Source organism: Escherichia sp. MOD1-EC5433 (assembly GCF_002966005.1).
GTDB classification, from domain to species: domain Bacteria; phylum Pseudomonadota; class Gammaproteobacteria; order Enterobacterales; family Enterobacteriaceae; genus Escherichia; species Escherichia ruysiae.
Window position 1 is genome coordinate 159,090 of record NZ_PTRL01000005.1, and the last position, 14,885, is coordinate 173,974.

Below are 14,885 nucleotides of genomic sequence, written 5' to 3' on the forward strand. Positions count from 1 at the left end.
TTTTTTTTACAACTTACGACTAATTCAACCGACAGCCTCCCACCATTGATCCTGTGCTTGCCTATACTTAGAGCGTTGACGTAAGCATTTCTTGCGTCCGATTCATCGAAACGAGGGCCTGAACATGGGAATTATTGCCTGGATTATTTTTGGCCTGATAGCCGGCATTATCGCCAAGCTGATCATGCCAGGGCGTGATGGTGGTGGATTTTTCCTGACCTGCATTCTCGGGATAGTCGGTGCGGTTGTCGGCGGCTGGCTGGCGACCATGTTTGGCATTGGCGGCTCCATCAGTGGTTTTAATTTACATAGCTTCCTGGTGGCGGTGGTCGGCGCTATCCTGGTGCTGGGGGTATTCCGCCTCCTGCGAAGAGAATAACGTAATCTTTCTGGCGGATAGCGGTGCAGGCATCACTATCCGCTTTCAAATTATGTGTAAATCTCACGGTGTTTGAAAACCAGATAAAACGGCAACGTCATCCAGATAAGCAGAATGACGCTGTCGGGAGAAGAAAAGATTAAGGTGTGGGTTCTGTGACTTTTGTTGGCTGCGTTGCGGAAGCACTGGTCGGGCGCGTTGCCGGAACGTTGTCACACGGCTTTTCTTTCGGGCAGATCAAATCCAACATTTTCAGCGTTACGCCGTTGGTCCAACCAAAACCATCCTGCAACGGATATTCGCCACCACCGCCACCTGTTCCGGTGGTGCTGACATCATATTTCTCCACCAGCTTTTTCTCCCGGTCATAGGTGTGCTGAACATTGGTCAGAAAGTGCCAGCTAATGTCCATCGCCACATCTTCCTGTCCGTAGTTTTGCAATCCCTCAGTAGCGACCCATTGTAACGGTGCCCAGCCATTTGGCGCATCCCATTGCTGCCCACTTTTCACCGAGGTGGTGTTCAGTCCGCCAGGTTGCAGCAGATGCGTTCTGGTCGCCGTTGCCATTTTACTGGCGCGATCTTTCGCTGCTGCATTAACGTACAACGGGAACAGGGCGGCGGCAGTTAACTGATTACGTACTTTATGACTCTTCAGATCGTAATCGGCATACCAGCCGTGTTGATCATTCCACAAGTATTTTTCGATCCCTTTCTGACGGGCATTCGCCAGCGTTTCGTATTGGCTGGCCATCGCATTATCCCCGGCGGCTTTACTGGCGCTGGCAAGGATTTTTTCCATTTTATACATCAGGCTATTGAGATCGACCGGTACGATGCTGGTGGTGCGTAATGTACTTAACTGCTGTGGATTGTCCATCCAGCGCGAGCTGAAATCCCAGCCAGATGCGGCGGCAGAACGCAGGTCACGGTAAATTTCAGTGGCAGGACGATTTGGATTGCTTTTAGCGGTAGCGATATCTTCTACCCATGATTCCGGACGAGGTGTATCGCGGTCGTCCCAGTAGCGGTTAAGAATGGTGCCATCCTTGAGCTTTACAACGCGCTTTTCCTGTTGCCCGGCTTGCAGATTTTCAACGCCGTCCATCCAGTAAGCATATTCTTTTTGTAGTTGCGGCAGATACTGTTTCAACGCGGCGTCGCCTTCATGTTGCGCCAGTAACTCCACCATCAACGCAAAGAAAGGCGGCTGCGAACGGCTTAAATAGTAGCTGCGGTTCCCGTTGGGAATGTGTCCATAAGTATCTATTTCATAACCAAAATTCGCCACCATATCCGCCACTTTATCCCAGTGACCGCTTTCGCCAAGCCCCAGCATGGTGAAGTAACTGTCCCAGTAATACACTTCCCGAAAACGGCCTCCTGGCACGACATAGGGTTTCGGCAATGGCAACAGAGAGTCCCATTTTTCGGTGCTTTCCGTTGTGCGGGTTAATACCGGCCAAAGTCCATCAATATGTTCACGCAGCGACTGTCCCTTCGGTGGGACATGCTTCTCGCCTTCTTTTGGCAGAGTGAAATTAACTTTCACAAAGTGCCGTAAATCAAACCCGCTCTGGTTCTGCTGCATCCGGTAATCAGCGAGGATCATTAGCGGGTCGCTGTTGGGCACGGCGTCGGCAAAGGTTTTTTGATCAGGAAAAAGTTTGGCGTTTTGCACATCGTCAAACAACGGTCCCAACAAAATATCAGGCGATTGTGGTGTGACAGCGATTTCTTCCGCTTGTGCCGATAGCGTGGCAAAACACAATAAAACGGTGGTGGGAATTAACGCCATTCTTTGCAGGTGACGAGGGACACGTGGTTTCATCAATCATTCTCCTTTGGCGATACCGAACAAAACGGTAATCAAGTATCAGAAAACCTTAGTTCAGGATCGCGGCAACTGCATGATTGAAATCTCATTCTGCGAAGTGTCAGGCATATGGATGGTGTAATTAAAGGCATAAATAGTGTTGCAATATATTCACAAAATATATGTTGTTTATTAAATGGGCAGTGACTTTTGCTGTGCGATCACAGAAGAAAAAAATCATAAGAATTTAATGAAAAAACATAATAGACCGACCAAAAACTTCCGTGAAGAATTGCGCCAGTGAAAGGTATTACGTGAAGTAAATTTATAGATAAGGATAAAACATGTCTAATGTGGAAAAATTGCCAATAAAAGAAAAAATAGGCTATAGCCTGGGTGATGCTGCCAGCCATATCGTCTTTGATTCTTCTGTTGCCATCCTCGCTTATTTCTATACCGATATTTATGGTCTGCCGCCAGCCGTAATGGGAACCATGTTTTTACTGGTGCGTCTACTGGATGCAATTACCGATCCGATTATGGGGGCAATCGCCGATGCAACCTCATCTCGTTGGGGGCGTTTCCGTCCGTGGCTGTTGGCCATCTGTGTACCGTTTGCGGTCAGTTGCGTGCTGGTTTACTCCATTCCTGATTTCTCTGACAGCGGTAAGGTTGTCTATGCGGTTGCCGCCTATATATTTATGACATTAATGTATACGGCCATTAATATCCCTTACTGCTCATTGGGCGCGGCGTTGACGTCCGATCCGCGTGAAAACCTGTCACTGCAATCCTGGCGTTTTGCCATCACGCCTATTGGTGGTGCGTTAGGTACTGCATTTATCCTGCCTGTCGCTGACTTCCTCTCTCCTGGGGACCGGGCTACTGGTATCCAGATTGCGATGGCGGTTTTTGGCGTTATTGGCTGCATTATGTTCTTAATTTGTTTCCTGACCACCAAAGAGCGTGTACAACCTATTCAGGAAGAAAATCTGAATATCGCGCGCGATTTGAAGATTCTTTTTAAGAATGATCAGTGGCGCATTCTCTCTGTTTATAATTTTATGATGCTGGTGGCGGTGGTTATCCGTGGCGGTGCTGTTGTTTATTATGTTAATACCGTTTTAAATAAAGGTTCAGATATTCTTACGTGGTTTATGCTCGGCGGAATGTTTGCTTCTATGTTAGGTTCTGTACTGGCGAAACCATTTGGTACTCGCTTTTGTAAAATTAAACTTTCATTCTGGGTTAATATTATTAACGCAGCGTTGGGCGTGCTCTGTTATTTCCTGCCGGTGGAATACTGGATTATTCCATTACTGGCTCATCTGGCAATTCAGATTATTCAGGGCGGAAATGGTGCGCTCCAGTGGTCAATGATTACCGATGCGAATAACTATGGTGAATGGAAAACGCGTCGTCGTATTACGGGGATGAACGTTGCTGCGAATATTTTTGTCATCAAACTGGGTGTTGCGGTAGGAGGGGCGGTGATTGGTTGGGTACTGGCTTATTATGGTTATGCAACCAGTAGCACAACTCAATCCGCTAATTCAGTACAGGGCGTAGTGTTACTGTTTACCCTCCTGCCGGCATTCTTCTACTTCCTGACTGCAATTTCTATTAAGTTTTATCTGTTGAATGAAGCGAAAATGAACAAAGTAGTACAGGATTTACAACATGGTCAGTACGCTGGCTAATAGCGTACGGCTTTTTCGGATGGCATCGTAGCGATGCCATCCGAACACTGTTTTAGCCATCATGGCTAAAACGTTGGGTTTTAACGTCCAGAGTTAACGTCTCTTCAGGTTGTACCGCGTACAGTTTTTCCCCCTGCAGGCAAACCCAGCCAATACCCAGTTCACGGGCAATTAAGGCGCTGTGGGATACCGGACTTCCGGCACTAAGGCAGATGCCTTTAACGACCGTCGGGTCCAGTTGCAGCACGGTGGAGGGATAAATGTTCTCTGCCAACAAAATGGTCGGTGCACTAAATTGCGGTAGTTCTTCTTTCGTCTGTGTCAGATGGAGCAGGGTGCGATGCAGAAGATCATCCACATCGATATAGCGCGCCTGCAGATATTCATCATCAATCTGCTGATATTGCTGGCTAAGTTCTTTAAGAACCTGCTGCCAGGCATACTCTGCGGTGCAATGTTCATGCTGAAGAAGTTCGCTTGCTGCCGCCAGCAGTTCAGGATCGTCTAACAGAGTATGGTGACCGGAAAAGATCGCGGCGATATCGTCAAGCCCGCTTGCTTCTGCCTTTGCCGTTAACGTCATCAGGTCTAACAACGTAAAGTCAATAGCCTGGCGTAATCGTTCCTGTTCGTGTTCCACCGTCAGGATTGATTTTGCCTGTACTGTGCATAAAACCGGTTGATAATAAAAGGCTTTACCCGTGACAGGAGTAACCTGGCGCAGAGTTGGTGGCGCAATATCTTCTGTTTCACCAAAGTTATCTTCAGCCAACTGGCGGAAAGCGGCCAGCGCCTCTTCAGCTTCTGGCCCTTTCACGATCAGGCGCAGAGTATCGTTATAGCGGACTTGTAATAGCGCAATTTGGTTAATACTTTCCGGCGTGACGCATTTGCCGTTTTTCTCCAGCAACATATCTGCATTAAATACCGATAAGGTATAGACCAGTCGAGAGGCCGGGCGCACGTGGAGGCCGTTACGGTTTTTAATCACCACAGCGAGGGAACGGGCTTCTTCATCGTGCGGCGGGCATGTGTCAGATATCTCAGTGGCGGATGACGGTAAACCCAGTTGTTCGCGTTTGGCTTCCAGCGCAGACATAGCATCATGAATAACTTTGTCGATACCTGCACCCGATGCCGCGCTAACCGTTGCCGCCAGAGTTCCTTCGACCAATGGCGCTGCACACAAACGTACTTTTGCGGCGATCTCTGGCGCCAGCAATTCCAGAGCGGTTTCTGCACTCAATAACGCGCTTCCCATGTCCATCATAACCAGCACATGGTCGGCATCAGCAACGGATTCGATGGCTTCCATCACTTTGACGGCATCAGTACCAATGGGATTTTGCGGGTCATCAATCCCTGCGGCAATGGCGATTTTACAACTATCGCTCATTAACATCTGACGGGCTAATTCACCGACACCTTCACCCAGCCGGGCGCTATGTGAAACTATGACCAGGTTTACCATCACCAATTCCTTACTCTTTCGCGGCTAACGCCAGCATTTGCATCATAAACATCACTGAGGTCGCGCCAGGATCCTGGTGACCAATACTGCGTTCACCGAGATAACTGGCACGGCCTTTGCGAGCTTGCATCGTAATCGTGCTTTGTGCAGCGGATTCAGCCACTCCGCTGGCTGCGTCGAGCGCCGCCGGAACAGAGAGATTTTGCTCGCTGGACTGGCGTAACGACTCAACCACTGGTTTCCAGACATCGCACATGGTTTTATCGCCAGGTTCGGCTTTCCCCCGGCTGATTACGCCGTCCACACCATCGCGGAACATCTGATAAAGCTCTTCCAGCGTCAGGCTTTGGCGCGCCTGAGTTGCCTGCGCGGCGCGAATAAAGAATGTACCGAATAGCGGACCACTGGCACCACCGACGCTGGAAAGCAGCGTCATACCGGTATTTTTGAGGATGAAACCAATATCCTTGTCCTCAATGGCGGGTAGTTTTTCCACCACTTTGCTAAATCCTCGATTCATATTTAGCCCGTGGTCAGCGTCGCCAATTTCACGATCCAGTCCGGTAAGATAATCGCTCTCTTTGCTGAAGATTTCCCCACAGCGAGTAAGCCAGTTAACAATTTGAGTTCTGCTCAGTGACATCGTTATCTCCTTATTTACCCCAGTTCAGCGCCGGGGTGTGGACTGGGGCATCCCATAACGCCAACGTTTCGTCATCAACCTCCAGTAAGGTGATGGAAAAACCGGTCATATCCAGTGAAGTGCAATACGCGCCGATTAAATTACGTTCGATAGTCAGCCCCGCTTGCTGACAACGCGTAGTCAGACGGTTATAGACGCCGTAAAGCTCAGAAAGTGGCGTGGCGCCGAGATTGTTGACCAGCGCAATCACCCGATCGCCAGATTGTAGCGGCTGTTTGGTTTGTATCTCTTCCTGCCAGTTTCCTTGTTGATAATTCCAGAAGCGCAGTGTGCGATGGTATGTGCCATTTTCCAGCAGTGTGTCGAACATTTCATCGACGGTTTGATCAAGGGAAGAGAAGGGGCGACGATCGATACCCGGCTCGCCATGAATACCGACGCCAAACTCCATCTCATTATCTGCCAGCGTAAATGAGGGTTTGCCAGCGGCTGGAACGGTACAGGCACCGAGAGCGATACCAATTGAGTGCCCCTGATTATTCAGCTTACGCCCCAGTTCCGCACAGGCGTCCAGTGAGTCGCCACGTTCCGCCGCCGCACCCACAAGTTTTTCTATTAATACCGTGTTGGCAACACCGCGCCGCCCGGCGGTATAAAGACTATCTTTCACCGCGACGTCGTCATCAATGACCACCGTGGTCACTTTTACGCCACTGTCGTGGAGTAATTCGGTTGCTGTTTCGAAGTTAAGAATATCGCCGGTGTAATTTTTAATGATCAGCAGTACACCTTCGCCGCCATCAATTTGCATGGCGCATTCAAAGATTTTATCGGGGGTCGGTGAAGTGAAAATTTCGCCCGGACAAGCCCCCGAGAGCATTCCCTGACCGATATAACCGCAGTGCATCGGTTCGTGCCCGCTGCCGCCGCCTGACAGCAGGGCGACTTTTCCGGCAACCGGTGCATCGGCTCGTGTGACGTACAGCGGATCCTGATGCAATGTCAGCGAAGGATGCGCTTTCGCCAGCCCTGCCAGTTGTTCGTTCAGTACGTCTTGCACATCATTGATCAATTTTTTCATTATTTTGCTCCAGCAATTATCGTAGGGCATGGATGATGTTCAACGACACGGCGACCACTGACTGCCGATGAATCCATTGTGCATCAGACTTAGGAAAAGAAAATTCATACAAATTATGTTTCATGGTGAAACATATGTTTTAATAAATGTTCCATAATGGAACACAAGAATGTCCTGATACTTAAAATTGCGAGTCAGAACACCTTTTGCCAGAAGCGAGTGGAATATGAGAGGCGGTTTTCACAACGATGACCAGGCTAACTCTCCCTGGATTGCAGCATCCTGGGAGCGATGCCGCAAACTGATGAAACGGGAATCGTGGAGCGTACCGCACCAGGCCCAGGGCGTGACATTTGCTACTATCTGTCGGCGTAAAAAGGCGATGCTGACACTTGGTCAGGCGGCGCTGGAAGATGCCCTGGAATATATGGCGCCACGAGCGTGCGTTTTGCTTATTCTCGATGAAACTGCCTGCATCCTTAGCCGTTATGGTGATCCGCAGACTATGGAGCAGCTTAGTGCGTTGGGATTTAATGACGGCACTTATTGTGCCGAAGGAATCATCGGTACTTGTGCGTTATCGTTAGCGGCTATCTCTGGTCAGGCGGTGAAAACGATAGCCGATCAACATTTTAAACAGGCGCTCTGGAAATGGGCATTTTGTGCAACGCCGCTGTTTGACAGCAAGGGGCGATTGACGGGGACGATAGCCCTGGCATGTCCGGCGGAACAATCGACAGCAGCCGATTTGCCGTTGACGCTGGCAATTGCTCGCGAGGTGGGAAACTTACTGCTAACGGACAGTTTGCTGGCTGAAACTAATCGGCATTTAAATCAGCTTAACGCCCTGTTAGAAAGTATGGACGATGGCGTGATTAGCTGGGATGAGCAGGGTAATCTGCAATTTATCAATGCTCAGGCGGCGCGTGTTTTACGTCTGGATGTGACGGCAAGTCAGGGAAGAGCAATCACGGAACTGTTAACGTTACCCGCCGTGTTGCAACAGGCAATAAAACAGGCACATCCGCTCAAACATGTGGAAGCGACCTTTGAAAGTCAGCACCAGTTTATTGATACGGTCATTACCCTTAAACCGATAGTTGAAGCTCAGGGAACCAGCTTTATTCTGCTGCTGCATCCGGTGGAACAGATGCGGCAATTGATGACCAGTCAATTAGGCAAAGTTAGTCATACTTTTGCTCATATGCCACAGGATGATCCGCAAACCCGCCGCTTGATTCATTTTGGTCGTCAGGCGGCGCGCAGCAGTTTTCCGGTGTTACTTTGTGGAGAAGAAGGCGTTGGTAAAGCCCTGTTAAGCCAGGCGATTCATAATGAAAGCGAACGCGCCGCAGGTCCCTATATCGCCGTCAATTGCGAGTTATATGGTGATGCGACGCTGGTGGAAGAATTTATTGGCGGCGATCGCACGGAGAATAAAAATGGCCGTCTGAGTCGTCTGGAACTGGCACACGGCGGCACGCTGTTTCTCGAAAAGATTGAGTATCTGGCGATGGAGTTACAGTCAGCATTGCTTCAGGTCATCAAGCAGGGCGTTATCACGCGGTTGGATGCGCGGCGTTTAATCCCGATTGATGTCAAAGTGATTGCCACAACGACCGCAGATCTGGCAATGCTGGTGGAACAAAATCGCTTTAGTCGCCAGCTTTATTACGCGCTCCATGCATTTGAAATTACCATCCCGCCTCTGCGTATGCGGCGCGGCAGTATTCCGGCGCTGGTGAATAATAAATTGCGTAATCTCGAAAAACGCTTCTCAACCCGTTTGAAGATTGATGATGATGCGCTTGCTCGTTTGGTCTCCTGCGCATGGCCCGGTAATGATTTTGAACTGTATAGCGTCATTGAGAACCTTGCCCTGAGCAGCGACAACGGGCGTATTCGCGTCAGTAATTTGCCTGAGCATCTGTTTACCGAACAGGCGACAGAAGATATCAGCGCCACGCGTCTTTCCACCAGTCTGTCATTTGCGGAAGTCGAAAAAGAAGCGATTATTAACGCCGCCCAGGTGACTGGCGGACGTATTCTGGAAATGTCGGCGTTACTTGGAATTGGTCGCACCACGCTGTGGCGAAAAATGAAACAATATGGCATTGATGCGGGTCAGTTTAAGCGCCGGGGATAGCGGGAGTATGCACTCTCCCGCGTATGACTTGCTAATTAATAGCGACCATGACTGCCATGATTTGGCCCACCATTTGAAGGTGGCATTGGCTTACCGGAAGCCGCAGGACCACGCGGGCCATCGCTGTGGCGGTGATGATGGTGAGGAACACAAGCACTTAACAGGCTCGCAAAGACAATTGCTAACAGGCTGAAGGTAAATGTTTTTTTCATGACAAACTCTTGAACAGTTAATGCACTGTGATTGTTATCACATAAAGACCGCATTGTTAATATTGCCAGAAGTCTGATTATGAGTTTTGGTAGCTCAGAATTGAAAGAAGCAGCGTAGCAGGCGTAAAAAAGCCATTATGTGCGATTCACATAATGGCTCATTATTAACCGTCAGGGGATTTAAACGTTAAACAGGAAGTTCATCACATCGCCATCTTTAACGATGTAATCTTTACCTTCTGCACGCATTTTGCCTGCTTCTTTCGCGCCTTGTTCACCTTTGTAAGTGATGAAATCTTCAAACGCGATGGTTTGTGCACGGATAAAGCCTTTTTCAAAATCGGTGTGGATTTTGCCAGCAGCCTGCGGCGCGGTTGCACCAACCGGAATGGTCCATGCGCGCACTTCTTTCACCCCGGCGGTGAAGTAAGTTTGCAGGTTCAGCAGTTTATAACCGGCACGGATCACACGGTTCAGACCCGGCTCTTCCAGTCCCAGCTCCTGCATAAATTCGTCACGTTCTTCGTCGTCCAGTTCGGCAATGTCGGCTTCAACAGCAGCACAAACCGGAACGACAACAGAACCTTCTTTCGCCGCGATTTCACGCACCTGGTCCAGATACGGGTTGTTTTCAAAACCGTCTTCGTTGACGTTAGCTATGTACATCGTCGGTTTCAACGTCAGGAAGCTCAGGTAACGAATAGCTGCTTTTTCTTCTGCGCTTAAATCCAGCGCGCGCAGCATACCTGCGTTTTCCAGTTGTGGCAGGCATTTTTCCAGTACCGCCAGCTCGGCTTTCGCGTCTTTATCGCCACCTTTGGCTTTTTTCTGTACGCGGTGAATCGCACGTTCACAGGTGTCGAGATCCGCCAGAGCCAGCTCGGTATTGATAACTTCAATATCGTCTGCCGGATTAACTTTGCCGGAAACGTGAATGATGTTGTCATTTTCAAAGCAGCGAACAACGTGACCGATCGCTTCGGTTTCACGGATGTTGGTCAGGAACTGGTTACCCAGACCTTCGCCTTTCGATGCGCCTTTTACCAGGCCAGCGATATCGACAAACTCCATGGTCGTGGGAAGCGTACGCTGCGGTTTTACGATTTCAGCCAGTTGATCCAGACGCGGATCGGGCATTGGCACAACGCCTGTGTTCGGCTCGATGGTGCAGAATGGAAAGTTGGCCGCTTCAATACCGGCTTTGGTCAGCGCGTTGAACAGGGTAGATTTCCCGACGTTGGGCAAACCGACGATACCGCATTTGAATCCCATGATTTAAATCACCTTAATATCTTAATAATCAACCTGTTATCGTAAACAGATTGTAGAAATGGAAATAACTCTGCCTATTATACACGGCACGCGGCAAAAATGCCGCAGACAACGACTTATTGCGCTTTAAAGGCGTGCAATCGGTTCGTTGCTTTGGTCAAGCCATCTGTAAACCACATTTCAGTACAACGTGCCGCTTCGTCGATGGCTTCATCAATTAACTTCTGTTCACTAACAGGAGGTTTGCCTAACACAAACCCGACAACTTTGTTTTTATCGCCCGGATGACCGATTCCAATGCGTAAACGGTGAAAGTTAGGGTTATTACCCAATTTACTGATGATATCTTTCAGTCCATTGTGACCACCATGGCCGCCGCCCAACTTAAATTTGGCGACGCCAGGGGGCAGATCCAGTTCGTCGTGGGCGACCAGAATTTCGTCCGGGTTAATGCGGAAAAAACTGGCCATCGCCGCGACGGCTTTGCCGCTGAGATTCATAAATGTGGTCGGGACTAACAGGCGGACATCTTCGCCTCCAACGGTAACTCGCGAGGTATAACCAAAAAATTTAGCTTCTTCGCGCAGGGGGGCGCGCAAACGCTCCGCCAGTAAGTCAACGAACCAGGCGCCAGCATTGTGTCGCGTTGCGGCGTATTCAGCGCCGGGATTCGCCAGGCCGACAATCAATTTAATCGTCACGTTTTTTGTCCTGAGTGAGTGCATAACTGGCGCGTAGTTTACTGGTTGTGGCCTCGCTTGACAAAAAACAGCACCTTATACGCAGACAACACAATCATTGCCTCTGCGAACTATTAGAAAGTCAGGGTGTTCAGGCGGTTATTTGTAAAGTTTTGTTGAAATAAGGGTTGTAATTGTGATCACGCCCGCACATAACCTACAGGGTGTTGTCTATACTTTACACATAAGGAAGAGGGGTATTCCCTGTTACAACCCAGAAAGTTCCGGAGGTGACATATGAAACGCAAAAACGCTTCGTTACTCGGTAACGTGCTCATGGGGTTGGGTCTGGTGGTCATGGTGGTCGGCGTGGGGTATTCAATCCTCAACCAGTTACCACAGTTTAATATGCCCCAGTATTTCGCACATGGTGCAGTGCTGAGTATTTTCGTCGGTGCCATTCTCTGGCTGGCGGGTGCCCGTGTTGGCGGGCATGAACAGGTGTGTGACCGTTACTGGTGGGTTCGCCACTATGACAAACGTTGCCGCCGTAACGATAATCGTCGTCATAGCTAACGCATAATGTAGTTTGCTGACCAGTCAGTTTGCGCTGACTGGTCAATTTAATGCCTTTCTTACAGATCAGCCATTGCTGCGCTGCGATTCGGGAAGAACGCCAGGCGTCCAGGGATCGGTTGAATACCAGAACGAGCCATGGTGCGCAGTGGCTGGAATTCCACGTTACACACCCGCAGTTCACACCCTTCAGGCAGGCGCTTCACAAAACGCTGGAACGCATCAAGGCCACCGGCATCAAGCACCGGAACTGCATCCCACTTCAGAATAACAATTCGTTTGCCTTCCAGACGCGATTCAAGATCGGTGAATAAGCCTTCAGCCGCAGCGAAAAACAGCGGACCAATAACTCTCAGAACCAGTACATCGTCAGGAACATCTACCGCCACAGGTGCCAGACGAGTCATACGGGCGATGCGACGCATAAACAGCAGCGATGCCAGTACGATACCCACACTGATGGCAATAACCATATCAAACAGCACGGTCAGCGACATGCAAAGCAGCATGACGATGATGTCATCTTTCGGCGCATGGCGCAGCAAGTCGACCACTTTGTGTGCTTCACTCATGTTCCATGCCACCATTAACAGCAGGGCAGCCATGGCGGAAAGCGGCAGCCAGGAGAGCAGCGGTGCCAGTACCAGCAGGGCGAGAATAACCAGAATCGAGTGGATCACCGCCGAGATGGGCGAGGTTGCACCGGCACGGACGTTAGCGGCAGAACGCGCGATCGCGGCTGTAGCGGTAATACCACCAAAGAACGGGGCAATGATATTCCCCAGACCCTGACCGACCAGCTCGCTGTTCGCTTTGTGTTTAGTCCCGGTCATACCATCCAGTACCACAGCGCAGAGCAGAGATTCGATTGCGCCGAGCATTGCCATTGAGAATGCCGCAGGCAGCAGTGTGCGTATGGAGTCCCAGGTCAGCGTGAATTCTGAATTAGGTAGATCCCACGGCAGTACCAGTTGCGGCAGCAGTTGCGGAATACCATTACCCTGAGATCCATCGGCGAGGACGTAGTGGAATTGCGAGCCGATGGTAGCAACGTGTCCACCGAGCAGGTTAACAATACCCATCACCGCACAACCAGCCAGCAAGGCCGGAAGATGACCAGGTAAACGAATGCCCAGACGCGGCCAGAAAATCAGTATCCCAAGCGTTACAATACCAATTGCGGCATCGCCCACGTTAATGGTCGGTAGCGCCATAAATAATGCGCCAACTTTTTGCAGATAATGTTCCGGGACATGTGCCATTTGCAGACCGAGAAAATCTTTAATCTGCATCGTACCGATGGTGATCCCGATACCCGAAGTGAAGCCTAAGGTAACGGAAACCGGAATATACTCAATCAGGCGACCGAAGCGCGCCAGCCCCATCAGGATCAAAAAGATCCCCGACAACAACGTCGCAACCAGCAGGCCTGCCAGTCCAAACTGTTGCGAAACAGGATAGAGAATTACCACAAATGCCGCAGTCGGACCGGAAACGCTAAAACGCGACCCACCCGTCAGAGCAATGACAATCCCTGCAACAGCAGCGGTATATAAACCGTACTGCGGAGCTACGCCACTACCAATTGCCAACGCCATCGCCAGCGGAATAGCGATAATCCCGACGGTAATCCCGGCAATCAGGTCACGGGTAAACCGTGCGGCAGTGTATTTTTCTTTCCAGCAAGCGTCGATCAGAGCGCGGAAAGGCATCACATGTGAGAAGAATATTTTGTTCACAATAATGTTTCATCCGTGAGCGCATCATCTGTCAACTAAATGGCAGGTGAAGGAGGCATAGGTCATACAAATGGATATTACAGACAAAAAAACCCGCCGCAGCGGGTCTTTGAGCCGGGTTCGATTAATGTTCGAACATAGCAGAGATCGATTCTTCGTTGCTGATACGACGAATCGCTTCGGCCAGCATACCTGACAGGGTCAGAGTACGCACGTTCGGCAGTGATTTGATTTCATCGCTCAGCGGAATGGTATCGCAGACAACGACTTCATCAATTACAGAGTTACGCAGGTTGTTCGCCGCGTTGCCAGAGAAGATCGGGTGAGTCGCGTACGCAAATACACGTTTAGCACCACGTTCTTTCAGAGCTTCAGCAGCTTTACACAGCGTACCGCCAGTGTCGATCATATCATCGACCAGTACGCAGTCACGACCTGCAACGTCACCGATGATATGCATCACCTGGGAAACGTTCGCACGCGGACGACGTTTATCGATGATTGCCATATCGGTATCGTTCAGCAGCTTAGCGATAGCGCGGGCACGCACAACGCCGCCGATGTCCGGGGAAACCACAATCGGGTTATCCAGATTCAGCTGCAGCATGTCTTCCAGCAGGATCGGGCTACCAAATACGTTATCAACCGGAACGTCGAAGAAACCCTGAATCTGTTCAGCGTGCAGATCCACTGTCAGCACACGGTCAACACCGACGCTGGAGAGGAAGTCTGCAACCACTTTCGCAGTGATTGGTACACGAGCGGAACGGACGCGACGGTCCTGGCGCGCATAGCCAAAGTAGGGGATAACAGCGGTGATACGACCTGCGGAAGCACGACGCAGGGCATCAACCATAACGACTAATTCCATCAGGTTGTCGTTAGTAGGGGCACAAGTGGACTGGATGATGAAAATATCACCACCGCGTACATTTTCATTGATTTGTACGCTGACTTCGCCGTCGCTAAAGCGACCTACAGCGGCGTCGCCGAGTGAAGTGTACAGGCGGTTGGCAATACGTTGTGCTAGTTCCGGGGTGGCGTTACCAGCAAAAAGCTTCATATCAGGCACGAGAAGAACCTCAGGCATGCGTCCATTGGTGGAAAGAATCTGCCGAAAACTGTGCGGGCCAGGCAATATTCTTTCCAGGCGGTGTATTAAAGAGCGCG

Annotated in this window: 13 protein-coding genes; 4 read left to right on the top strand and 9 right to left on the bottom strand. The window is 50.1% G+C overall.

The window, feature by feature from the left end:
• Positions 1-124 precede the first annotated feature (124 nt).
• A complete protein-coding gene (locus C3D30_RS12445) occupies positions 125-379 on the top strand; it encodes a GlsB/YeaQ/YmgE family stress response membrane protein (protein WP_000511315.1) in 255 nt (84 codons plus the stop codon).
• 139 nt (positions 380-518) lie between these two features.
• On the opposite strand, the gene C3D30_RS12450 is transcribed toward C3D30_RS12445, so the two are convergent.
• On the bottom strand, positions 519-2,210 hold the full coding sequence (locus C3D30_RS12450) for an alpha,alpha-trehalase (protein WP_000804566.1): 1,692 nt from the start codon (positions 2,208-2,210) through the stop codon (positions 519-521).
• Between the two features lie 329 nt (positions 2,211-2,539).
• Between C3D30_RS12450 and C3D30_RS12460 the strand changes: the two genes are divergently transcribed.
• The gene (locus tag C3D30_RS12460) at positions 2,540-3,895 is read left to right on the top strand and encodes a glycoside-pentoside-hexuronide (GPH):cation symporter (RefSeq protein ID WP_000072948.1); all 1,356 of its coding nucleotides are present in this window, start codon (positions 2,540-2,542) and stop codon (positions 3,893-3,895) included.
• A 52-nt stretch (positions 3,896-3,947) separates the two neighbouring features.
• Here C3D30_RS12460 and dhaM read toward each other — a convergent pair whose 3' ends face one another.
• Genes dhaM through dhaK form a run of 3 tightly spaced genes read right to left on the bottom strand, consistent with a single transcriptional unit; the run spans position 3,948 to position 7,090 of the window.
• Positions 3,948-5,366 (bottom strand): dihydroxyacetone kinase phosphoryl donor subunit DhaM, encoded by a 1,419-nt coding sequence (gene dhaM, locus C3D30_RS12465; RefSeq protein WP_105286946.1) that lies wholly within the window; start codon positions 5,364-5,366, stop codon positions 3,948-3,950.
• A 10-nt stretch (positions 5,367-5,376) separates the two neighbouring features.
• Positions 5,377-6,009 (bottom strand): dihydroxyacetone kinase subunit DhaL, encoded by a 633-nt coding sequence (dhaL, locus tag C3D30_RS12470; RefSeq protein ID WP_000059414.1) that lies wholly within the window; start codon positions 6,007-6,009, stop codon positions 5,377-5,379.
• A gap of 10 nt (positions 6,010-6,019) precedes the next feature.
• Entirely contained in the window at positions 6,020-7,090 is a 1,071-nt protein-coding gene (dhaK, locus tag C3D30_RS12475) for a dihydroxyacetone kinase subunit DhaK (RefSeq protein WP_105286947.1), read from the bottom strand.
• Between the two features lie 226 nt (positions 7,091-7,316).
• Between dhaK and dhaR the strand changes: the two genes are divergently transcribed.
• Positions 7,317-9,236, top strand: coding sequence for a dihydroxyacetone kinase operon transcriptional regulator DhaR (gene dhaR, locus C3D30_RS12480; RefSeq protein WP_105286948.1), 1,920 nt, complete (start codon positions 7,317-7,319; stop codon positions 9,234-9,236).
• A gap of 35 nt (positions 9,237-9,271) precedes the next feature.
• Here the strand turns inward: dhaR and C3D30_RS12485 are convergent, their stop codons facing one another.
• From C3D30_RS12485 to pth, 3 genes are all read right to left on the bottom strand, one after another.
• Positions 9,272-9,448 (bottom strand): hypothetical protein, encoded by a 177-nt coding sequence (locus C3D30_RS12485; protein WP_016158417.1) that lies wholly within the window; start codon positions 9,446-9,448, stop codon positions 9,272-9,274.
• A 180-nt stretch (positions 9,449-9,628) separates the two neighbouring features.
• Positions 9,629-10,720 carry a redox-regulated ATPase YchF gene (ychF, locus tag C3D30_RS12490; protein ID WP_000505865.1) on the bottom strand — a complete coding sequence of 364 codons (1,092 nt, stop codon included), beginning with the start codon at positions 10,718-10,720 and terminating at the stop codon, positions 9,629-9,631.
• A gap of 116 nt (positions 10,721-10,836) precedes the next feature.
• Positions 10,837-11,421 (bottom strand): aminoacyl-tRNA hydrolase, encoded by a 585-nt coding sequence (pth, locus tag C3D30_RS12495; RefSeq protein WP_000152950.1) that lies wholly within the window; start codon positions 11,419-11,421, stop codon positions 10,837-10,839.
• 276 nt (positions 11,422-11,697) lie between these two features.
• On the opposite strand from pth, the gene ychH reads away from it, so the two are divergent.
• Complete coding sequence (gene ychH / locus C3D30_RS12500) at positions 11,698-11,976, top strand: stress-induced protein YchH (protein WP_000823884.1); 279 nt, start codon at positions 11,698-11,700, stop codon at positions 11,974-11,976.
• 59 nt (positions 11,977-12,035) lie between these two features.
• Here ychH and dauA read toward each other — a convergent pair whose 3' ends face one another.
• Both dauA and prs read right to left on the bottom strand, forming a co-directional pair.
• Complete coding sequence (gene dauA, locus C3D30_RS12505) at positions 12,036-13,715, bottom strand: C4-dicarboxylic acid transporter DauA (RefSeq protein ID WP_001033163.1); 1,680 nt, start codon at positions 13,713-13,715, stop codon at positions 12,036-12,038.
• 124 nt (positions 13,716-13,839) lie between these two features.
• On the bottom strand, positions 13,840-14,787 hold the full coding sequence (gene prs, locus C3D30_RS12515) for a ribose-phosphate diphosphokinase (protein WP_001298109.1): 948 nt from the start codon (positions 14,785-14,787) through the stop codon (positions 13,840-13,842).
• Positions 14,788-14,885 lie beyond the last annotated feature (98 nt).